At 67.6% G+C, this 21,530-nt stretch carries 16 protein-coding genes and 1 pseudogene; 10 read left to right on the forward strand and 7 right to left on the reverse strand.

The window, feature by feature from the left end:
- Nucleotides 1-44: 44 nt before the first annotated feature.
- Nucleotides 45-1,994 (reverse strand): molecular chaperone HtpG, encoded by a 1,950-nt coding sequence (htpG, locus tag BST10_RS02520; protein ID WP_083036267.1) that lies wholly within the window; start codon nucleotides 1,992-1,994, stop codon nucleotides 45-47.
- A 210-nt stretch (nucleotides 1,995-2,204) separates the two neighbouring features.
- On the opposite strand from htpG, the gene BST10_RS24380 reads away from it, so the two are divergent.
- From BST10_RS24380 to BST10_RS24400, 5 genes and pseudogenes are all read left to right on the forward strand, one after another.
- Complete coding sequence (locus tag BST10_RS24380) at nucleotides 2,205-2,723, forward strand: AfsR/SARP family transcriptional regulator (RefSeq protein WP_235673577.1); 519 nt, start codon at nucleotides 2,205-2,207, stop codon at nucleotides 2,721-2,723.
- On the forward strand, nucleotides 2,623-3,030 hold the full coding sequence (locus BST10_RS24385; protein ID WP_443093867.1) for an AfsR/SARP family transcriptional regulator: 408 nt from the start codon (nucleotides 2,623-2,625) through the stop codon (nucleotides 3,028-3,030). The genes BST10_RS24380 and BST10_RS24385 overlap by 101 nt, the downstream gene beginning before the upstream one ends.
- Nucleotides 2,933-3,220: pseudogene (locus BST10_RS24390) on the forward strand (nucleotidyl cyclase domain-containing protein); the annotation flags it as partial. The gene BST10_RS24385 and the pseudogene BST10_RS24390, both read left to right, overlap by 98 nt.
- A gap of 33 nt (nucleotides 3,221-3,253) precedes the next feature.
- On the forward strand, nucleotides 3,254-8,176 hold the full coding sequence (locus BST10_RS24395; RefSeq protein WP_457920502.1) for an AAA family ATPase: 4,923 nt from the start codon (nucleotides 3,254-3,256) through the stop codon (nucleotides 8,174-8,176).
- Nucleotides 8,143-10,308, forward strand: coding sequence for a hypothetical protein (locus BST10_RS24400; protein ID WP_235673576.1), 2,166 nt, complete (start codon nucleotides 8,143-8,145; stop codon nucleotides 10,306-10,308). The genes BST10_RS24395 and BST10_RS24400 overlap by 34 nt, the downstream gene beginning before the upstream one ends.
- 94 nt (nucleotides 10,309-10,402) lie before the next feature.
- Here BST10_RS24400 and BST10_RS02530 read toward each other — a convergent pair whose 3' ends face one another.
- Nucleotides 10,403-10,582 carry a hypothetical protein gene (locus BST10_RS02530; protein WP_083036268.1) on the reverse strand — a complete coding sequence of 60 codons (180 nt, stop codon included), beginning with the start codon at nucleotides 10,580-10,582 and terminating at the stop codon, nucleotides 10,403-10,405.
- Between the two features lie 32 nt (nucleotides 10,583-10,614).
- Here BST10_RS02530 and BST10_RS02535 point away from each other — a divergent pair, with 32 nt between their 5' ends.
- Complete coding sequence (locus BST10_RS02535; protein ID WP_083036269.1) at nucleotides 10,615-11,043, forward strand: type II toxin-antitoxin system VapC family toxin; 429 nt, start codon at nucleotides 10,615-10,617, stop codon at nucleotides 11,041-11,043.
- Nucleotide 11,044: 1 nt separating this feature from the next.
- On the opposite strand, the gene BST10_RS02540 is transcribed toward BST10_RS02535, so the two are convergent.
- Nucleotides 11,045-12,412: a metallopeptidase TldD-related protein gene (locus BST10_RS02540; RefSeq protein WP_083036270.1), complete on the reverse strand. Its 1,368-nt coding sequence runs from the start codon at nucleotides 12,410-12,412 to the stop codon at nucleotides 11,045-11,047.
- Entirely contained in the window at nucleotides 12,409-13,923 is a 1,515-nt protein-coding gene (locus BST10_RS02545; protein WP_083036271.1) for a TldD/PmbA family protein, read from the reverse strand. The genes BST10_RS02540 and BST10_RS02545 overlap by 4 nt, the downstream gene beginning before the upstream one ends.
- 33 nt (nucleotides 13,924-13,956) lie before the next feature.
- Between BST10_RS02545 and BST10_RS02550 the strand changes: the two genes are divergently transcribed.
- From BST10_RS02550 to BST10_RS02560, 3 genes are read left to right on the forward strand one after another with little or no spacing between them, the layout of a single operon-like run.
- On the forward strand, nucleotides 13,957-14,829 hold the full coding sequence (locus BST10_RS02550; protein WP_041317642.1) for a carbohydrate ABC transporter permease: 873 nt from the start codon (nucleotides 13,957-13,959) through the stop codon (nucleotides 14,827-14,829).
- The gene (locus tag BST10_RS02555; protein ID WP_083036272.1) at nucleotides 14,816-15,628 is read left to right on the forward strand and encodes a carbohydrate ABC transporter permease; all 813 of its coding nucleotides are present in this window, start codon (nucleotides 14,816-14,818) and stop codon (nucleotides 15,626-15,628) included. The genes BST10_RS02550 and BST10_RS02555 overlap by 14 nt, the downstream gene beginning before the upstream one ends.
- Nucleotides 15,625-16,956 (forward strand): ABC transporter substrate-binding protein, encoded by a 1,332-nt coding sequence (locus BST10_RS02560; protein ID WP_083036273.1) that lies wholly within the window; start codon nucleotides 15,625-15,627, stop codon nucleotides 16,954-16,956. Before BST10_RS02555 ends, BST10_RS02560 begins: the two co-directional genes overlap by 4 nt.
- A 51-nt stretch (nucleotides 16,957-17,007) precedes the next feature.
- Here BST10_RS02560 and BST10_RS02565 read toward each other — a convergent pair whose 3' ends face one another.
- The 3 genes from BST10_RS02565 to BST10_RS02575 all read right to left on the reverse strand — a co-directional run bounded on the left by BST10_RS02565 (nucleotide 17,008) and on the right by BST10_RS02575 (nucleotide 20,840).
- Nucleotides 17,008-17,880, reverse strand: a complete 873-nt coding sequence (locus BST10_RS02565) for a hypothetical protein (protein ID WP_083036274.1) — start codon at nucleotides 17,878-17,880, stop codon at nucleotides 17,008-17,010.
- Between the two features lie 135 nt (nucleotides 17,881-18,015).
- Nucleotides 18,016-18,837 carry a CbiQ family ECF transporter T component gene (locus BST10_RS02570; RefSeq protein WP_083036275.1) on the reverse strand — a complete coding sequence of 274 codons (822 nt, stop codon included), beginning with the start codon at nucleotides 18,835-18,837 and terminating at the stop codon, nucleotides 18,016-18,018.
- Nucleotides 18,834-20,840, reverse strand: a complete 2,007-nt coding sequence (locus BST10_RS02575) for a DUF2232 domain-containing protein (RefSeq protein WP_083036276.1) — start codon at nucleotides 20,838-20,840, stop codon at nucleotides 18,834-18,836. The genes BST10_RS02570 and BST10_RS02575 overlap by 4 nt, the downstream gene beginning before the upstream one ends.
- 136 nt (nucleotides 20,841-20,976) lie before the next feature.
- Between BST10_RS02575 and BST10_RS02580 the strand changes: the two genes are divergently transcribed.
- On the forward strand, nucleotides 20,977-21,426 hold the full coding sequence (locus tag BST10_RS02580; RefSeq protein ID WP_013828521.1) for a MarR family winged helix-turn-helix transcriptional regulator: 450 nt from the start codon (nucleotides 20,977-20,979) through the stop codon (nucleotides 21,424-21,426).
- Nucleotides 21,427-21,530: the final 104 nt, after the last annotated feature.

Below are 21,530 nucleotides of genomic sequence, written 5' to 3' on the forward strand. Positions count from 1 at the left end.
CGCGCTCAGGCGCCCGCTACCGTCCGGTCCGCCGCCGGCTGAGCTCAGATGGTGCGGGCCAACCGTTGCGCGAGCAGCTGGGCGAACCGCGCCGGGTCCTCCAGCGCCCCGCCCTCGGCCAACAGCGCTGTCCCGTAGAGCAACTCCGCGGTGTCGGCCAACTCGGCATCTTCGCCGCGCTCACCGTGCGCCTGGCGCAGACCGGTCACCAGCGGATGAGCCGGGTTGAGTTCGAGGATCCGCTTACCGACCGGCACCTCCTGCCCGTTGGCGCGGTAGATACGCGCCAAGGCCGGGGTCATCTCGAAGGTGTCGGTGATCAGACAGGCCGGTGATTCGGTCAGCCGGGTGGACAACCGCACCTCTTTGACGTGCTCGGTCAGGGTCTGCTGCAGCCAGCCGATCAGGTCGGCGAACTCCTTTTCCTGCTCCTTGCGCTGCTCCTCGTGGGCGGTCTTGTCCTCCTCGGAGTCCAAGTCCACCTCGCCTTTGGCCGTCGACTGCAACGGCTTGCCGTCGAACTCGGCGACGGTGTTCACCCACAGCTCGTCAACCGGATCGGTCAGCAGCAGCACCTCATAACCCTTGGCCTTGAACGCCTCCAGGTGCGGCGAACTCAGCAGCTGCTGAACCGACTCGCCGGTGGCGTAGAAGATCTGCTCTTGGCCGTCCTTCATACGTCCGACGTACTCGGCCAGCGTGGTCGGCTCCGACTCGCTGTGCGTTGAGGCGAATGAGCTGATCGCCAGCAGCGTCTCCTGGTTGTCGAAGTCGGAGAGCAGCCCTTCCTTGACGACGCGGCCGAACTCGGTCCAGAAGGTGCGGTAGTCCTCCGGCCGCTGGGACTGCAGCTCTTTGATGGTGGACAGCACCTTCTTGGTCAGCCGCCGCCGGATCGCGTTGATCTGGCGGTCCTGCTGCAGGATCTCCCGGGACACGTTGAGCGACATGTCGGCCGCGTCCACCACGCCTTTGACGAACCGCAGGTACTCGGGCATCAGCTGGTCGCAGTCGCCCATGATGAAGACCCGTTTGACGTAGAGCTGCACACCGACCTGGGCGTCCCGGTTGAACAGGTCGAACGGGGCGTGCGACGGGATGAACAGCAGCGCCTGGTATTCGAAGGTGCCCTCGGCCTTCATCGCGATGACCTCGAGCGGGTCGTCCCAGGCGTGCGCGATGTGCTTGTAGAACTCTTTGTACTCGTCGTCAGACACTTCGTCTTTGGGTCGCGCCCACAGCGCCTGCATCGAGTTCAGCGTCGCCGTCTCGAGCGTGACAGTCTCTTCCCCGCCTTCTTCGGCCGGCGGGGTGCGGCGCTCGACCTGCATCCGAATCGGCCAGGCAATGAAGTCGGAGTACTTCTTGACCAGACCCCGAATCGTCCACTCCGCGGTGTAGTCGTGCAGCTCGTCCTCGGTGTCCTCGGGTTTGAGGTGCAAGGTGATCGCCGTGCCGCACCGAGCTTGTCCATCGGCATCGATGGTTTCGATGGTGTAGGTGCCGTCGCCGCTGGACTCCCAGCGGATGGCCTCGCGGTGTCCGGCCTTGAGCGTGACCATCTCGACGCGGTCGGCAACCATGAACACCGAGTAGAACCCGATGCCGAACTGGCCGATCAGCTCTTCGGATGCCGTTTCATTCTGGGCGTTGTGCGCTTCGCGCAGTTGCTCGCGCAGCTGCGCGGTGCCGGAGCGGGCCAAGGTGCCGATCAGGTCCACCACCTCATCGCGCGACATACCGATCCCGTTGTCGCGGACGGTCAGCGTGCGGGCCGCCTTGTCCACCTCGATTTCGATGTGCAGGTCGGAGGTGTCGACATCGAGCTCCTTGTCGCGGAATGCCTCGAGTCGGAGCTTGTCGAGCGCATCGGAGGCGTTGGAGATCAGCTCGCGCAGGAACGCATCCTTGTTGGAGTAGACCGAGTGGACCATCAGATCCAGCAGTTGCCGGGCCTCGGCCTGAAATTCCAGCTGTTCAACACGCTCGCTCATAAGTGCCGAATTTTACCGATGGCGTCGTGGCGCACCACGGCGGGCCGGGCCTTTACCGGATCTTGACCGGGTGTTGAATCGCCTCGCCGACGATGGCTGACGTGACTACCATTCAAGCCGTGGAGCTGGGGGTTTTGGGACCTCTCCAGGCCCGGCGGGGACGGCGCCTCGGTCACAATACCGGGCGCCAAGCCGCGTGCGATCCTCAGCATGCTCGGGCTGCACGGCGGTGCTGTCGTGGCGGCCGAGACACTGATCGATCTCCTCTGGGGCGACGAGCCACCGCGCACCGCCGCCAAGGCCCTGCAGACCCACATCTCCGCACTGCGTCGGGCGCTGGGCGACGGCTTCGTGCTGACCGAAGGCACCGGCTGGATTCTCAGCACGACCGAGGTCGATGCCCCGCGTTACAAGCTGGCCACCCAACTGGGCCGTGACGCCGCGGCCGCCGGCGACACCACGCAAGCGGTCGTCTGCTTCGACGAGGCGTTGGCTTTGTGGCGCGGATCGCCCGAACTGCCCGATTCCCGCCGGGGAATCGCCGAGAAGACACGCTGGATCGAGGGGCAAGCCGCGCCTGGTCGAAGACCGCGCCGACGCCCTCCTCGCCACCGGACGGGCCGCGGAAATCGTCGGGGAACTCGAGGCTGCGGTCGCCGACGCACCGTTGCGCGAGCGGCGATGGGGCCAGCTGATGCTCGCCCTCTACCGCGCCGGCCGACAGGGTGAGGCCCTGGGCGCCTATCAACGGGCGCGGGCACTGCTGGCCGATGAGCTCGGCGTCGACCCCGGCCCGGAACTCCGCCGCCTTGAGGCCGCCATCGTCGCCCAGGACACGGCGCTGGAATACCCGGTGGCACAGCCCCCCCTCGTCGGTGACACGCGCGGTGACCTTTTTGCTGACCGACATCGAGGGCTCGACTGCTGCGTGGGAAGCCGATGCGGGCGCGATGGCTGTTGCTTTGGCACGACACGACGAGCTCGCCGAACTTGTCGTCACGTCCCGCGGCGGCCGGCTGATCAAGACACGCGGTGAAGGCGACGCCACGTTCTCGGTCTTCGAACGGCCATCAGCGGCGGCCGCCGCCGCGCTGGAACTGCAGGACGCGATCCGCCACGAGCCCTGGGCCCTGCAAGAGCCCATGCGTATCCGGATCGCATTGCACACCGGCGAGGTGGAGCTGCGCGACGGCGACTACTTCGGCCGTGCGGTCAACCGCGCCGCCCGGCTGCGCTCGCTGGCCGTCGGCGGCCAGATCCTGTGCTCGGGCGCAACTGCCGAACTGGTCATCGACACACTGCCCGACGACGTGCTGCTCGCCGACCTCGGGATGCGTCAGCTCCGCAACCTGCCACGCCCGGAACACGTCTTCGAGCTCCGGCTGGAGCTCGCCGAGCGACCCGCGGAGACCAGCGATGCTACGCTGCAGCGGCCCGACCTTCCCGCGATACTGATCGGCCCCGGGCCGTTCGTGGGGCGCGGCCGCGAATTGGAGCGCCTCGCGTCGGCGTGGCAGACCACGCTCACCGTTGGCGTTCACGCGGTGCTGATCGCCGGTGAACCCGGTATCGGAAAGACCCGCTTGGCCGGGGAATGGTCTCGACAGGCCTACGAGCACGGCGCCGTGGTGCTGTATGGCCGATCCGACGAGGATCTCGGCGCGCCCTATCAGCCTTTCGCCGAGGCGCTGCGTTCGCTTGTGCCACGCATCGAAGCCAAACGGCTGCGGGGGCTGCGCGGTCTCGAAGCACTGCTTCCGCTGGTTCCCGGGCTGATCGATGTGCTGGCCGATCTGGTCACGCCACCCCGTGCCGACCCGGACACCGAACGTTACGCACTGTTCGACGCCGTCCTCGCGCTGTTGGAGCTGGCCGCCGCGAGCGCACCGGTCGTCCTGGTTCTCGACGACCTGCACTGGGCGGCCAAACCCACGCTGCTGTTGCTGCGGCATCTACTGCGCTTCGGTGACCACACCCGGGTGCAGGTCGTCGCGACGTACCGCAGCACCGACCTCGACCGCTCCCACCCGCTGGCGGCGATGCTCGCCGATCTGCACCGGGACGGCACCGCCGATCGCCTCGCGCTGGGCGGCCTCGACGAAGACGACGTGACCGCTTATGTCACCGAGGCCGGACATGATGACGAAGAACTCGCACGGGCGTTGGCGTCGGTCACCGGCGGCAACCCGTTCTTCCTGATCGAAGCGCTGCGCCATGTCGCCGAAAGCGGCGGCGTCTGGGATCCGAGTACCTTGCCGCAGGGTGTTCGTGAAGCCGTGAGCCGCCGGCTGTCCCGGCTTCCGGCGGAGACGAACAAGGCCCTTGCCGCGGCCGCGGTCATCGGCAGTCACTTCGCGTTGGACCTTGTCGAGCGGGTGGTCGACCAGGATCTCGTCGACGCGTTCGACGAGGCGCGCCAGGCCGGCATCGTCGTCGAAGAGCCCGGCGGCCGTTACCGGTTCAACCACGCGATCGTCCGACAGTCGCTGCTTGCCGAGCTGGCGTCGGTGCGTCGCATGCGGCTGCACCAGCGCATCGCCGCGACGTTGGAGGGCGAGCCAGGTGCGGACGACGACCTGCTCGCGGAACTGGCGTATCACTACTTCGAATGCGCCTGGGCGGGCAATGCGGCCAAGGCCGTTGGTTACTGCCGGCGTGCCGCGGACCAGGCGATGGCCCGCCTGGCCTATGAGGGTGCCGCCGATCTGTACGACCACGCCCTGCACGCACTGGAGGAGATCGATGACGAACTTCCCGACCGGGACGAGCAGGCCGCGGAGCTGTTGATCTCGCGCTGCGAAGCGCTGCTGGCCGCGGGCGACGTGGCGTCGGCGGCCGGCGCGATTGCGCAATTGCAGGCAGCCACAGTCGATTCGGCCCGTCTGGCAGCGTGGGCAACGTGCTTCGATGGCCAGCTCTCGATGCTGACCCACCCGGAACGGCTGGACAGCGTTGAGGCCGCCGTGGGGGCCGCCGCCGGCACCCTGGCTCAAGTTGCCGACGCCGCAGGCGAAGCCAAGGCGCACACCGTGCGTGCCGGGTGCCTTGCCCGCCTCGGTTGCATCGGCGACTGCGAGATCGCTTTGGACAACGCCCTCACCGCCGCGCGGCGCGCCGGTGACCACCGCCGGGTCAACGCCGTGCTGGCGGGTGCGCCGCTGGCGGCAATCTGGGGTCCCAACCCGGTTCCGCGGGCGGGTGGACGGTGCCTGGATGTGGTGCGGCTGTTACGAATCACCACCGATTCCCCGGCGGTCGAAGCCACATCGACCCGGTGCCAGGCGGTGTTGGAGGCATTTCGCGGCCGCGCCGAGGCGGCGCGGCGGATGATCGACTCGGCACGGCGCACGGTCACCGAACTCGGCCTGCGCCATGCGCTGCTCGAGGTTGAGCAGTTCGCCGGGATCGTCGAGCTTGTCATCGACGATCCCGCCGCGGCCGAGCCACATCTACGCAGGGCCTACAACGGCTTTCGCCGCATGGGGTTAGATGCCGACACCGCTGAGACAGCGGCTTTGTTGGGTCGCACGTGTCTCGCGCTCGACCGGGGTGCCGAGGCCGCGGTCGGCCTGGCCGAGCGGACCGACGGCTTGGTCGATCACGGCGATGCGTGTCTGGCCCTGGCGACGGTGTTGAACGCCGCCGGCGATGAGGTCGGGGCGCGGGCCGCCGCCGAGCGCGCGGTGGACCTATACGAGCGGAAAGGGGCGGCAGCCCTTGCCGAGAAAGCGCGGCTGGCGCTGGGAGAGCGCGTCCCGCCACCCGCCGCGGATCGGCCCGAAGAGCCAGCAGTCGAATTGGACACCGCTGCCGTGCGAGTGGGCGAACACGTGATGGCTGCTATTCATCGGAAAGCCTGGGACGAGTTCGAGCGACTTTTCGCGCCCGACCTCGTCGTCGAGAGTCGCCGGAAAGTCGTCGGCCTTTCGCTGCCATCTGACGCGGTGCGACTGGTAATGCGGCGTGAACTCGAGGCGGGAGCGCAAATCGACCACGCCATGATCGCCGCACGAGGTGAGCGGCTCGCTTTATCCCACATGATCACGACCATTCCCGACGCGCGTCCCGGGGCGCCGCAGGACGAGCTGCTCCAGCTGTACGGCATCGATGAGGAGGGCCGCGTCACATTGCAGATCTGGTTCGACGTCGACGACATGGATGCCGCGATCGCCGAACTCGACGCCGCGTATGCCCGGTTGGAGGGCGAACGCGTGCCAGCGCGGCTGGAAAACGCGGCCGCGCGCGTATACCGGCGCAACCTGGCGCATTACGCCGCTCGCGACTGGGACGCGTTGTCAAAGACATTCGCGCAGAACATCGTCGAAGACGATCGTCGTCGAGTGGCCAATGCCGGTCTCCGACGAGGCAGAGACGCCGTCACCGCAGGAAACAGGGCACTGGCCGAGCTCGGGGTGACCTTCGCGCTAGACGCCATCGCGACCCGTGGAGAACGCCTCGCATTGAGTCATGGCCGAGCCTCGGCGGGCCAGCCCCCCGATGACTTCCACGGCGATCTCCTCGACGTGGCCGAAATCGACGCCGACGAACAGGTCGTGGCACACGTCATATTCGAGGCCGATGACTTCGAGGCCGCCATCGCCGAACTCGACACCCGCTACCTCGCCGGCGAGGCCGCGACCTATGCACAGACGTGGTCAGCCCTGACACAGACGTACGCCGCGGCGAACAGGAAACAACTCCAACTGACGCCGGACTGCGTCAACATCGATCACCGCCGACTCGCGACCATTGAGACCGGTCACCTGGCCGCGTACCTCCGCTCTTCATGGGACGACGCGCAGAACTTCGTCGTCTACATCGAGGCGGTGCACCGGCTCAGCGCACGCGGCGCGGTGTTCACCCAGGCAGCGCGTGGGACGTCAGACCGCGGCTTCGACGCCGAGTGGCGGGAAGTCATCGTTGCTACCTTCGACGGCGACCTGGTCAACCGCTGCGAGCAGTTCGACGAGACAGACCTCGATACCGCGCTCGCGCGATTCGAAGAACTGCACCCGCGAGCCCGCCGCCTCGAGAACGCGGCAAGCCGAGTCTACGAACGTTTCCAGGCGTGTTTCTTGACCCGCGACTGGGACGCACTGCGTCAGATCCTCGCCGAGGATGTTTCCACCGACGACCGTCGTCGAGTCGTGAATGGCGGCTTTCAACAGGGCCGTGATGCCGTAGTCGCCGAGCTGTCAGCCATCTCCGAGATCGGTTCGGAGACTCTGGATCTCGCGTTCGACGTCATCGCGATCCGCGGCGAGCACCTGTTCCTCGGTCGTACCCGATACAGCGTCGGCGATGAGCGCTCGGGGGCCTTCCAGGTCGACAGCCTCGAAGTCCTCGAGATGGACGCCGCGAAGCGACTCGTGGCCCGAGTCGGGTTCGACCTCGACGACATCGACGCCGCCTTCGCTGAGCTCGACGCGCGGTACCTGGCCGGCGAAGCCGCCGCCCACGCGCAAACATGGCAGGCCATTACACGGCCCTACTCCGCGCTCGATCGCGGTGAAATGCCCGCCACCACCCCCGACTTTGTAGACACCGATCGTCGACCGCTGGCAGCGATCGGTCCCGGCGACCTGAAGGCATACCTCCGTTCCATGTTGGATGGCCTGGTCAGCCACAAACGTCACATCGAGGCCGTTCATAGCCTGACCGACCTCGGCGCGGTCGTCACTCATGTCTCCGAGGGCACGTCGCGCGAGGGCCTCGACGTCGAATGGCGGATGATCGCCGTCTACACGGTCGACGGAGATCTGCTCAGCGGCTGCGAGCTGTTCGATGAGGCAGACCTCGACGCCGCGCTCGCGAGGTTCGATCAGCTCGGAAGGCCAGTACCGCGGCTGGAGAATGCGGCCGCGCACGTCTACCAGCGCATCCTGGCGCATTACGCTGCCCGCGACTGGGCCGCGCTGGCAGAAATCCTGGCCGAAGACTGTTCCTCCATGGATCGTCGTCCGGTGGTCAATGCCGGCCACCGACAGGGCAGAGACGCCATCGTCGCCGAAGTTGCAGCAATCGCCGAAGCCGGGCTGATCCTCACGTCAGACGTCATCGCGACCCGTGGAGAACATCTCGTCTTGTGCCGTGGACGTGCCTCCGAGGGGGCCGGCGACCCGATGCATTCCGCTCCGATCTCCTCGACGTGGTCGAGATCGATACCAACGCACAGGTGGTAGCACGCGTCATATTCGATATCGATGACTTCGATACCGCCATCGAGGAGCTTGATATCCGGTATCTCGCCGGGGAGGCGGCGGCCCATTCGGATGTCTGGTCAACCGTTGCAGCTAGCTACGCAGCACTCAACCGGCATGAGCTGCCGTTGACCACGCCGGATTGTGTCAATGCCGACCACCGAAGGGAGACAGCCTTCGGGCCGGGTGATGTGACCGCATACATCCAAGGCGGGTGGGATACCGAGCAAGACATCGATATATACGTCGAGCAGGTGCATCGACTGAGTGGCATGGGAGCGGTCGTCACGTACGTGGCGCGGGAGACCTCGCATGAGGGGCTTGCCGCCGAGTGGCGCGGCGTCGCGGTCTTCACGGTCAACGGCGAGAAAATCAACCGCACTGAGGTATTCGACGGGTCAGACCTCGACGCCGCACTCGCCCGGTTTGACCAACTCAGTGCGCCGGTACGTCGGCTGGAAAACGCGGCGAGCCAAGCGTACGAGCACTTCCGGGCATATTTCGCTACCCGCGACTGGGACGCCATGGCGGAGCTACTGACCGTCGACACGTCTGTCTACGACCATCGACGGGTCGTCAACGCCGAAATCCAGCGCGGTCGGGACGGCGAAATCGCGAACATGCAGGCCTTCGCCGACATCGACGCGACGAGAAGTACATCGATGGTCCTCGCGACTCGAGGTGAACGCCTTGTCCTCTGCCGGACGTGTATCTCGGACGAAGACCACCAAGCTGGAGGGTTCCGCATCGAGCTGCTCATTGTCGTCGAAACCAACGCCGACAAACGGATCCTGGCACGCGTCGCGTACGACCCCGATGACATCGATGCCGCCTTCGGCGAACTCGAGACACGGTATCTCGCTGGTGAAGCCGCCGCGTTCGCACACACGCGGTCGGTGATCGCCCAGATCTACGCCGCATACAACCGGCACGAACTCCCGGCAGCAGACTGGATCAACGTCGACCACCGGCGGAGCACGCCGTTTGCGACCGGCGACGTAACCGCCGTCATCCGCGCGTGGCGGGAACTCACACCGGACTTCAGCATGCACATCGAGACCGTGCACCGGTTGAACAATTTCGGAGCGGTGATCACCCATACGTCATCTGGGACCTCGCAAGAAGGCTTCGACGCCGAGTGGCGACAGATCCAACTGCTGACCGTCGAAGGCGACCGGATCAATCGCTGCGAAATCTTCGACGAGGCAGACCTCGATGCCGCGCTGGCTCGGTTCGACGAACTCAGCGCGCAAACGCGGCAACTGGAGAACGCCGCGACCCGGGCCTGCGCACACGCAGCCGACGCATACAACCGTCGTGACGGGGCTGCGCTGTTCGCGCTCACGAGCGCGGACAGCCGACTTGACGACCGACGAAAAGGCCTGCGCGACACACATGAGGGTGCAGAAGTACAGAAAGTCGTTGCTGTCACGTTGGAGACGACACCCGGCAGTTGGCGGATGGAGATCCGGCCCATCGCGACCAGAGGGTCTCGCCTGGCCCTGACCCGCAGGAGCTACCGCGACAGCGATGATCCCGATCAGGCGGTCACCGTCGACCTGTTGAGTGTCGTGGAAGTCGGCGCCGACGGCCTGATGAACCACACCGTGACTTTTGATCCCGAAGATTTCGACGCCGCCGTCGCGGAGCTCGACGCCCGCTACCTCGCCGGCGAAGCGGCCGCCCACGCGCACACCTGGTCAATCGTCATGGGCGCCTACGCCGCTCTGAACCGACACGAGATCGCCCCGACGACGCCGGATTGGGTGAACATCGACCACCGTCGCGGTGCAGCTTTCGAGCCCGGCGACATGGTTCCGTATCTCCAGGCCGCCTGGGACGACTCCCCTGACACCAGGATGTACATCGCAGCGGTGCATCGCCTCAGCGACATCGGAGCGGTAATTACCCATGTGGCACGCGGGATTTCGCAAGACGGCTTCGACGCCGAATGGCGCGATGTCACGCTGATGACCCTTGACGGCGATTCGTTCGATCGTTCCGAGCTGTTCAACGAGGCAGACCTCGACGCCGCACTCGCTCGATTCGATGAATTGCACCAGCACATCGACGACGCGGTCGGCCCAAGCGGGCACTCGTCATTGTCCGAGTAAGCTGCTTGCATGATTGCTATCATCATTGATAGCATGGTGCATGCCTAATGTACTGATACGCGATGTTCCCGTTGCTGACCTGGATCAAATCCGGTCAGCGGCCACCGAGCGCGGCGTTTCGTTGCAGGCATATCTGCTTGAGGCGATGCACGCCCAGGCGGCGCATCTTCGCCGCAGGGCTGCTCTGAACCGCACTGCGGCACGCCTGGCGCAGCAGCCTGCTGTCGCCGAACAAGACCGGGCAGCCGTGCTCGACGCCATCGATGAAGCCCATGCCGACCGTGGCGCACAGTTGAGTCGTCCAACGTGATCGTCGACGCGTCGGTCGTCATCGACGCCGTCACCGACTCCGGCCCCCGAGGCCAAGCGGCCCGCCAAGCGCTCGCCGACCACCCCGCCTCAGAACCGCTGCTCGCACCCGGACATCTGGCAGTCGAAATCCTGTCCGGACTGGTGGCGGCAGCACACCGACCATCCCATCCGCTGCAGCCCGACCAGATCGAACAAGCGCTACTTGACGCTGCCGCGTTGGAGATAGCCATTGAGGGCACGCCCTGGGACGACGTCCGGCGCGCCTGGGAGCTGGCCCAGGCCGCGTTGCGCTACCCAGACGCCGTCTACGTCGCCAGTGCCGAACGCCACCGGTGCCCGCTGATCACCAGCGACGCACGCATCGAACGATCCGGCGCACCGATCCGCTGTGCCGTCATCGCGATCCGCCCCGACGAGGGCTGAATCACTGCGCCTGACTCACCGATGACATGTGGAAGTCGGGAATCCGCAGTGACGGCATCACCGCCCGAGTCGCCCAGTCCCCCCACTCCCGCGGCAGGGTCGGCTCGGCGATGCCGGCCTGGGTGGCCCGGCGCAGCAGATCCAGCGGGCTCTCGTTGAACCGGAAATTGTTCACCGCCGCACGCACTTGGCCGTCCTCGACCAGGTAGACCCCGTCGCGGGTCAGCCCGGTCAACAGCAGCGTGGTCGGGTCGACCTCGCGGATGTACCACAGCGTGGTCAGCAGCAGCCCCCGCTCGGTGGAGGCGATCATCTCCGCCATGCTGGCCGAACCGCCCGTCATCAACAAGTTGTCGGCGGCCAGCGCGACCGGGGCGCCGAACTCCGCGGCGGCGGCCCGCGGGTAGACCAGTGCGTTGATCACCCCACCGCGGATCCAGTCCACGCAGCCGATGTCCAGGCCGTTGTCGAACACCGACGCCGTCTCCGATGAGGCACCGGTGGCCACGAAGGGCGCACACTCGAGTTCGAACGCGTGCGGGTCGGAGTACAGCGTCAACGGCAACTCGGTGAGACGCTCGCCTACCCGGGTGCCGCCGCCGGGCACCGAGAGCGCGGTGCGGCCCTCCTGGGCGCCGCGGCCGCTCATCGTCCAGCCCAGGTAAATCATCATGTCGGCCACCGTGGACGGCGGCATCAACGTCTCATAGCGACCGGCCGGCAGCTCGACGGTGCGCGCCGCCCAACCGAGCCGGGTCGACAACTGCTCCAGCAGCGAATCGCATCGCACATCAACGAAGTCCGGGCTGCTGATCCCCGCCCAGGCGCTCGCACCGTCACGTTTGGCGTTGATCTCGACCGTCCCGGTGGGCTGGGTGAAGCGCCGCCGCAGCCCGGCCGACGACGCCAGGAACGTCGTCGACACCTCGTGGCGCGCGAAGCCGTACAGCTGGTCGGCGCCCCGAAAGCCACGGCTCAAACCGGCCGCCAGCTCGGCGAACACCTCGGCGCCGGTTCCCGGCACGTCGGCGTCCCAGTCGTCGGGCGCCCCGGTGCCGGCTACCAGCTCGGCGGCGTCGCGGGCTTCCGGCGCACCGGCGGCCGCCTCCTGCGAGGCCGCCACCAGTTCCGGGATCAATGCCGGATCCACCTCGGCCGAACACAGCGAACCGACGCGGGGCCCCTCATCGTCGCGGACGATGGTGACCACCGTGGTGGTCCGGCTGCTGGACACCCCGTTGGTGGTCATGGAGTTGCCCGCCCACCGCAACGACGCCTCGGCCTTATCGGTGACCAGCACGATGGTCTCGGTGTCGACGCCCGTGGCCGCGGCCAGCGCGGTGTCGATAACCTGTTGCGCGGGAATCATTCCCGGCCCCCTTCAGCCCGTGTGTTGAGCACATTGATCCCACGGAACAGCGCCGACGGGCAGCCGTGGCTGACCGCGGCCACCTGACCGGGTTGGGCTTTGCCGCAGTTGAACGCCCCGCCCAGCCGCCACGTCGAGGCACCGCCGACGGCCTCCATCGCGTTCCAGAAGTCGGTGGTGGTCGCCTGGTAGGCGACGTCACGCAGCTGCCCGTCGAGCCGGCCGTCGCGGATCCGGAAGAACCGCTGCCCGGTGAACTGGAAGTTGTAGCGCTGCATGTCGATCGACCACGATCGGTCCCCGACGATATAGATGCCGTCGTCCACCCGGGCGATCAGGTCGGCGGTGCTCACGTTTTCGGCACCCGGCTGCAGCGACACGTTGGCCATCCGCTGGATCGGGACATGGTGCGGCGAGTCGGCGTAAGAACACCCGTTGGAGCGGGTCTGGCCCAACCGGGGCGCGAACACCCGGTCCAGTTGATAGCCGACGAACACCCCGTCGCGCACCAGGTCCCAGCTCTGGGCGGCCACCCCCTCGTCGTCGTAGCCGATGCTGGCCAGCCCGTAGGGCACGGTGCGGTCGGCGGTCACATTCATCACCGGCGACCCGTAGCGCATCGTGCCGAGCTTGTCCGGGGTGGCGAACGAGGTGCCGGCATAGGCCGCCTCGTAGCCGATGGCGCGGTCGTATTCGGTTGCGTGCCCGATGGATTCATGAATCGTCAACCACAGGTTGGTCGGGTCGATCACCAGGTCGGTCGGGCCGGCGGCCACGCTGGGGGCCTTCATCTTCTCGGCGAGCAGCACCGGCAGCTGCCGCAGCTCGTCTGACCAGTCCCACACCTCGTCGCCGGCCACGGCCTCCCAACCGCGCGCGGTGGGTGGCGCCAGCGTGCGCATCGAGTCAAAGCCCTCCGGGCCCACCGTGACCGCTTCGCAGACGGGCATCACCCGCACCCGCTGTTGGGTGATCGACGAGCCGAACGTGTCGGCGTAGAAGGTCTGCTCCTTGACCGCGGTCAGCGCAGCGGTCACATGGTTGACTCCGTCGGCGGCCAGCAACCGCCCGGAGTAGTCCTCCAGCACGTCGATCTTGTCGGCGGTGGGCACTGCGAACGGGTCGATCGCATACTGCGACACCCAGCTGGCGTCGCGGTAGACCGGTTCGGTCGCCAACTCGACGCGTTCGGCGTTGAGGGTGCTCAGCGTCTTGGCCACCTGCACCGCCCGGCGGGCGGTGTCGGCCGCGACGCCCGGCGCCAGTTCGGCATGCGAAGCGAAGCCCCAGGTGCCGCCGACGATCACCCGCACTGCAAAGCCCAGTTCGCGGTTGACCACCGCGGTCTCCAGTTCGCCGTCACGCAGCCGGACGACCTCGGTGGCGATCCGGTGAATTCGCAGGTCGGCGTGCTCGGCACCGGCCGCTCTGGCCGCCGAGAGCGCGGCATCGGCCAGCTCGTGGCGGGGCAGCGCCAGAAATTCGGCATCGATCCCCCGGTTCGGTGTCACCCGTCCACGGTATCGAGCGGTTTTAATACCTGCATGGCAGACTCGCCGCGCCGCTCCACTTCCCTGGCCTACGCGTTGCTGGCCCCAAGCCTATTCGGGGTGGTCGCGTTCCTGCTGTTGCCGATGCTGGTGGTGGTATGGCTGAGTCTGCACCGCTGGGATCTGTTGGGACCGATCAGCTACGTGGGTGCAGAGAACTGGCGATCGGTGCTGACCGACCCGGTGTTCGGTAATTCGCTTGCGGTGACGGTGCTTTTCGTGGTGATCGTCGTACCCGTCCAAACCGCCCTGGGCCTCGCGGTGGCGGTGCTACTGGCCCGCGAACTACCCGGCAGCGGCGCTTTCCGCACCATCTACGTGCTGCCGTGGATCTGCGCGCCGCTGGCGATCGCGGTGCTGTGGCGGTGGATCCTGAGCCCCACCGACGGCGCGGTGAGCACTGTGCTGGGGCATCGCATCGAATGGTTGACCGATCCCGGGCTGGCGCTGCCGGTGACCGCGGCGGTGGTGGTGTGGACCAACGTCGGCTACGTCGCGCTGTTCTTCCTGGCCGGCATTCTGGCCATTCCCGCCCAGGTGCTGTCGGCGGCCCGCATCGACGGAGCGAACGGCTGGCAGCGGTTCTGGCGGGTCACGTTGCCGATGCTGCGGCCCACCATGTTCTTCGTGCTGGTCACCGGAGTGGTCAGCGCGGCGCAGGTGTTCGACACCGTCTATGCGTTGACCGGGGGCGGGCCGGCAGGCCGCACCGACCTGATCGCACACCGCATCTACGACGAGGCGTTCGGGGCGGCGGCGATCGGACGCGCAGCGGTGATGGCACTGGTGCTGTTCACGGTGCTGGTCGGTGTCACGGTGGTGCAGCAGCTGTCGTTGGGACGGCGGGTCAGCTATGACCTCACGTAACGCCGTCATCTACGCCCTGCTGACACTCGGCGCGTTGATCACGTTGGCGCCGTTCGGCCTGGGACTGTTGACGTCGTTCACTCCGGCCCGCCAGTTCGCCACCGGCACCCCGCTGGCATGGCCGAACCCGCCGACCCTGGACAACTTTCGTGATCTGGGCGGTGCCGGGTTCGGCCGCGCAGCTGCGGTCACCACTCTGATGACGGCGGTGATCGTGCTCGGGCAGCTGAGCTTTTCGGTGCTGGCCGCCTACGCGTTCGCCCGGCTGGAATTCCCGGGCCGCGACAAGCTGTTCTGGCTCTACGTCGCGACCTTGATGGTGCCGGCCACGGTGACGGTAGTGCCGTTGTATCTGATGATGGCGCAGTTGGGTCTGAGGAACACGTTCTGGGCGTTGGTGTTACCGTTCGTGTTCGGCTCCCCGTATGCGATCTTCCTGTTGCGCCAGTACTTTCGTTCCGTCCCCGATGACCTGGTCAACGCCGCGCGGCTCGACGGCGCGAACACCCTGGATGTGATCGTGCACGTGATGGTGCCGGCCAGTCGGCCGATCCTGGTCACCCTCGGACTGATCACCGTCGTCTCGCAGTGGAACAACTTCATGTGGCCGCTGGTGATCACCAGCGGCGACAAGTGGCGCGTGCTGACGGTGGCGACCGCCGCCCTGCAGTCCCGCTACAACGCGCAGTGGACGCTGGTGATGGCGGCCACCACGGTGGCGATGATCCCGCTGATCGTGTTGTTCGTGGCGTTCCAGCGCCGGATAGTGGCCTCGATCGTCGTGACGGGGATCAAATGAACCGGCCGCGGTTCTCGACCCTGTTCGCGATCGCGGTGGTGTTATTGGCCGCGCTGTTCGGTGTGACGGCGGTGCTGCTCGATCACGCCTCAACCCGCTCGGCCGGCGCCAAGACGGTGGTGACGGTGCGACTGTGGGACGAGCAGGTCGCGGCCGCTTATCGGCAGTCGTTCGCCGCGTTCCACCGCGCTCACCCCGATATCGAGGTACGCGCCAACGTGGTGTCCTATGCGACGTATTTCGACACGCTGCGCACCGACGTGGCCGGCGGCGGCGCCGACGACATCTTCTGGCTCTCCGACGCCTATCTGGCCGGCTACGCCGACACTGGACGGCTGCTGAAAATTGATGGGACCGGCGCGGATTGGGAGCCGTCCGTGGTCAGCCAGTTCACCCGCGGCGGGACGCTGTGGGGGGTACCGCAGCTCACCGACGCCGGTATCGCGCTGTACTACAACGCGGATCTGCTGAGAACTGCCGGAGTCGATCCCGCCCGGCTGGTGCGGCTGCGCTGGGATCCGCGCGGCGGCAGTGACACGCTGCGGCCGGTGCTGGCCGAGCTCACCCGCGACACTGCCGGGCGCAACGCGGGCACACCGGGTTTCGACCCGCGCCGCATCCGGCAGTGGGGCTACAACGCCGCCAACGATCCGCAGGGCATCTACCTGAACTACATCGGGTCAGCCGGCGGAATGTTCCAGCGCGACGACCAGTTCGCTTTCGACAACCCCGCGGCCGTGGCCGCATTCGAATACCTGGTTCGGCTGATCAACGAAGATCACGTGGCACCGCCGGCCTCCGACACCAACACCAACGGTGACTTCTCCCGCAACCAGTTCCTGGCCGGGAAGATGGCGCTGTTCCAGTCCGGCACCTACAACCTGGCCGCCGTAGCCGAGCAGGCCGCGTTCAATTGGGGGGTCGCGATGCTGCCGGCCGGACCGGCCGGCCGGGTCAGTGTCACCAACGGCATCGCCGCCGCCGGCAACGCCGCCTCCCCGCACCCGCAGGCGGTGCGAGACGTGTTGGCCTGGCTCGGCAGCCATCAGGGAAACGAATACCTGGGCCGCCAGGGGGCGGCGATCCCCGCCGTGCTCAGCGCGCAACACGTTTACTTCGATTACTGGGCGCGCCGCGGCCTCGACGTCACCCCGTTCTTCGCCGTACTGGACGGACCGCGCATCCCGACTCCCGGCGGGTTCGCGGGATTTCCGGCCGGCAACCAGGCGATCAAACCCTATTTCGACGAAATGTTTCTGGGTCGCACCGACGTCGCCGCCACGCTGCGCCGGGCTCAAGACGCCGCCAACACCGCAGCCGCCCGGTAACGGCCTCCGTAACAACTCCGAGATTGCAACCCTGCAGGAAAATTCGCGAAATCACCTGCGTGAGTGCAATCTCGGGGTGAGGGTGCCCCGCCAACCTCGGGACCGCAACGCGCGATCGACGCGGTCGATCACGTCGTCGGGCCGGTCTTCGGCGATCACCTTGATGCTGAGCCAGCCGAGCTGCGGCAGCTTGCGCTGACGGCGTTCACCACGGACGTATTCACGGCGGTCGGTGCGGTGCTGATCCCCGTCGTACTCGGCAGCGACGCGAAACTCTTCCCACCCCATATCGAGCATGGCGAACAACTGGAAGTTGATGTGAACGGGGATCTGCGTCGTCGGGATCGGGAATCCCTCGTCGATGAGCAGCAGCCGCAACCCACTCTCTCTCAGTGATGCCGCACCGCCGTCGACCAGTGGCAGCAGTTCCCGAAGCTGCTGCAATCCCCTGGCCCCGGGATACCGATCGGCGAGCGCCAGAACACGCTCGACTGCGAACGGCGTCGCCCGCATCAGGGCGTCCAGCCGGGCCAGCGCCTGCCCCCGCGGCAGGTGGCGCCCCAAATCGAAAGCGGTGCGGGCAGGCTTGGTGACCCGGATGCCCCGCACAACAGTCACCTCGTCATCGGCGAACGTCTCATTTCGCGTCGTTACTCCCCTCGGCGGCCGACCATTACACAGCAGCATCTCGATCACCACGTCGTCGTCGACCCAGCGCGCTCCGTGCAGTGCCGATGCCGCCACGCCGGCGATGACCCCGCGGCGCCGCGACCAGAGCCAGGTGCCTTCGATTCGGTCCCGCAGCGTGGGGACAGCCTGGCCTGCGGGGAGGTAGACGTCCGGAAAGATCCGTCGGCACCGCCCCAACCGATGCCGGGAGACCGTGCCTTCGGCGACCGCTTCGCTGCCGAGAAATGCCTTCATGCCCGGCGAGCATGCTCGTGGGCACCGACAACTCGCCGAGATTGCAACCATGCAGGAAACACAGCCGGAAAGCCTGCGTGAGTGCAATCTCGCGGTGGGAAGCAGGCAGGAAGCGGGTGGCGGGAGGCGGAAGACTCACCCCGCGGTTGTCAGCACCGTCAGCTCGAGGGCCAGCGACGCACCGCACGTCAGGGTGACCAGTGCCAGCGCCACCGCATCGGCCAGCTTCGGCCGCGCCGGCGATGCCGAGATCTGGCCGATGCCACCGCGAGCGGTGATCGCATCGCCCATCTCGTCTGCCCGGCGCAGCGTGACGGTGATGGCCGCGGTGATCAGGTCGATCGCCTCACGGGCCCAGCGGCGCCGACGTTCCCGGCGGGTCCGCGGCCGCGTCTTGGGACGCAGCCCACGCGCGGCGTAGAGCACCCGGAACTCATCGATGAGCATCGGGAAGGCACGCAGCGCCAACGCCAGCGCAACGGCCCACTCGTCGACCGGAATGCGCAGCAGCCGCAATGGCCGGCCGAGTGTGGCTACCGCGGGCGCGATTTCGGCGACGTTGGTGGTCCACGACACCATCGCGCCCAAGCCCAGCAGCACGATCGACAGCGCGGTGATCCGCAGGAAATTCAACAGTCCGCCCAGACCGGCCGGTTCGCCGCCGGCCATGGCGGCGGTTGCACCGCCGACCACCAGCAACACCCACAGCCAGCGCGGCACCGACGGCAGGGCGCCTCGCGGTATGCGGGCAACCCGGGCCGCGGTGAACACCAACAGGCCCACCGCACCGATCGTCACCCAGCCCGGATAGAAGGTCAGCAGTACCGAGATGCCGAAGACGACGAGCAGTTTGGTTCCCGCCCACAACCGGTGCACGACGGAGCTGCCGGGCACCGGGCGCAGCAGCACCACCGGGCGTGGGTTTCGGCGTGGGTTTCGGCGTGCCTCCCCGGTCATGCCGCACCCGCCGGTGCCGGCACCAGCACACCGTCTTGCAGGTGCAGGGTCCTGGGACACAGTTCGCCCAGCCCGGCGAAGTCATGCGAGATGACCACCACGGTCAGGCCGGTCTCGCGCCGCAGGCCCTCCAGCAGCCGCAGCAGCCCCAGCCGGCTGGTGGCGTCCAGGCCGGCGAGCGGTTCGTCGAGGATTAGGGCCCGCGGCGAGCGGGCCAACAGGCCCGCCAGCACCAGTCGGCGCATCTGACCGCCACTGAGTTGGTCGATGCGCCGGCCGGCCAGCGCCGCGTCCAAACCGACGGCCGCCAGCGCGGCGCTGACACGGGCGTGGTCGTGCGGTGAGAAGCCGGCGGCCGACGCCACCTCCAGGCCCACGTGGCTGCGCATCAGCTGCAGCCGGGCCGCCTGGAACGACAGCGCCACCGCCCCCACCTGTTCGTCGGCCGGTCGCCCGCCGAGCAGGCAGCGGCCGGTGGTGGGCGTGGTCAGGCCGGCCATGACCCAGGCCAACGTCGACTTGCCGGAGCCGTTGCCGCCGTGGATCAGCAGGCCGTCGCCGTCGTCGACGGTGAAACTGATGTCACGCAGCGCGGTCTTGGCCCATGGGGTGCCGCTGCCGTATTCGTGTCCGACACCGGCCAGTTCGAGCACCGGGCGGCCACTGCGCCCGGCGATGGCGCCACCGGACGCCGCGACAGGAACCTCGGCCGTCTCCACCATGGCGGTGTTGTCGCGCGAGCCGGATAGATCGATGACCCGGTCGGCGCTGCCGACCTCATCGTTGTAGTGGGTGATGTGCACCAGGGACGTGCAGCGCCGTTCGGAAGAGCCCGCCAGCCCCGAGAGCACCCCCAGCAGGACTTCACGCCCCTTCGGGTCGACCATGCTGGTGACCTCGTCGGCGATCAGCAGTGCCGGTTCGCGGGCCAGGGCCGCGGCCACCGCCAGGCGCTGCAGCTCACCGCCGGACAACCCGCCGGTGTCGCGCTCGGCGAAACCGCTCAGACCGACCTCGCCGAGGAGCCGGTCGATATCGGTGGTGGCCCCCGCGGGCAGGCCCCACACCACGTCGTCGGCGACCCGGGTGCCCAGCACCTGGCTCTCGGGATGCTGCATCACGACTGCGGTGCCGCCGGGCGCGCCCAGCCCGACCGCTCCGGGGCGCTCAACGGTGCCTGCGGTGGGAGCACGCCCGGCCAGCAGCAGCATCAGGGTGGTCTTGCCCGAGCCGTTGGCCCCGGTGACCGCGACGTGTTCGCCCGCTTGGACTTCCAGGCTCACCGGCCCCAGGGCGTCGTGGCTGGTCTGCGGATAGCGGAAGCGCACCTGATTCAGCCGCACCGGGACCGGCGCTACCGGCCCACTCTCGGCCGGCAGGTCCAATTTGTGCACGTCGGGAACGCCGCGCAGCCGGTCGAGCACCCGCGACAGCGCCCACCAGCCGAGCAGCGAGACGATCATCACGCTGATCGTCGACTGCACCAGCAACAGCCACTGCCAGTAACGCAGCACCACGCCGAGCAGGCCGGTGAGGTCCGCCGCGGCCCGCTGGAATTCCGGCAGCGGGACCTTGTCCATCGCGGCGGCGACGCCGTGCACATTGGCGGTGATCGCATCGAAGATCAGGTGGCGCAGCCGCGACAGGACGGTCAACGCCGCCACGGCGGCGGCTCCGAAGATTCCGCCGGCCACCGCCGAGGCCACGACCACGGTCGGCAGGCCGCGGCGGTGACGCTTGATGACGCCGGTCAACCCGCCGATGTAGGCACAGTTCACCACCGTCATGAAGCCGCCCATCCCCGCGATCAGGAACGCGATGGTTGCGGCGGCCACCGTGGCGGCGGTCAACACCCGAAACCGGTGGCGGTAGGCCAGCAGGCCCATCGGCACCGTCCCGAGCAGCGCCAATCCACCGGCAAAGGGCACGACGACCGCGATGATCGCCGTCGCTGCGCACAGCGCCGCCATCACCGCGGCCTGCGCGATCTCGACGGGTCGCATCGACCGCGCCCGAATTCGGCTACCACCCTGGCCGGTCTTCGTCACCCGTCGATTCTGCCAGCCGCTCCGGCAGCCGCCCGATACGCGGCCGGCCGAGATGATCCACTTCTGTCCACTCTTGTGCCATACTCGCGCGATGGCAGCCCCCGCCCATATCAGCCTGGGAGCCGACCTGCTCAGCGTCGTCGCCCGCCTCAACCGCGTGGCCACCCAGCGGGTCGCCCTGCCGATTCCCGGCGCCCAAGCCCGGCTGCTGTCCACCATCGAGGATCTGGACGAGGCCCGTATCTCCGAGTTGGCCGCGGTCGACCACTGCTCTCAGCCGACGATGACCACCCAGGTGCGGCGACTCGAGGACGCCGGGCTGACCACCCGCACCCCGGATCCGCAGGACGCCCGCGCCGTGCTGATCGGGATCACCGAAAAAGGCGTGCAGACCCTGGACCAGGTTCGCCGCGACCGGGCCGCGGCGATCGACCCGGAGTTGGACCGGCTGTCCGCGGAAGACCGCCGGACGCTCGCCGAGGCCGTCGAGGTGCTACGGCGTTTCCTGGCCGAGACCGCTCCGAGCAGACCGGGGCGTTAACAGCCGGTTCACCTGAGATGTTCCAGCCTGGGCGGTTTGTCGAATATGCTCACTGCGACATCAACCCGACGCGAGCCCAGGCGTGCTGCGGCCCGTGCGGTTCC

The sequence above is a fragment of the Mycolicibacter algericus DSM 45454 genome (assembly GCF_002086455.1).
GTDB lineage: Bacteria > Actinomycetota > Actinomycetes > Mycobacteriales > Mycobacteriaceae > Mycobacterium > Mycobacterium algericum.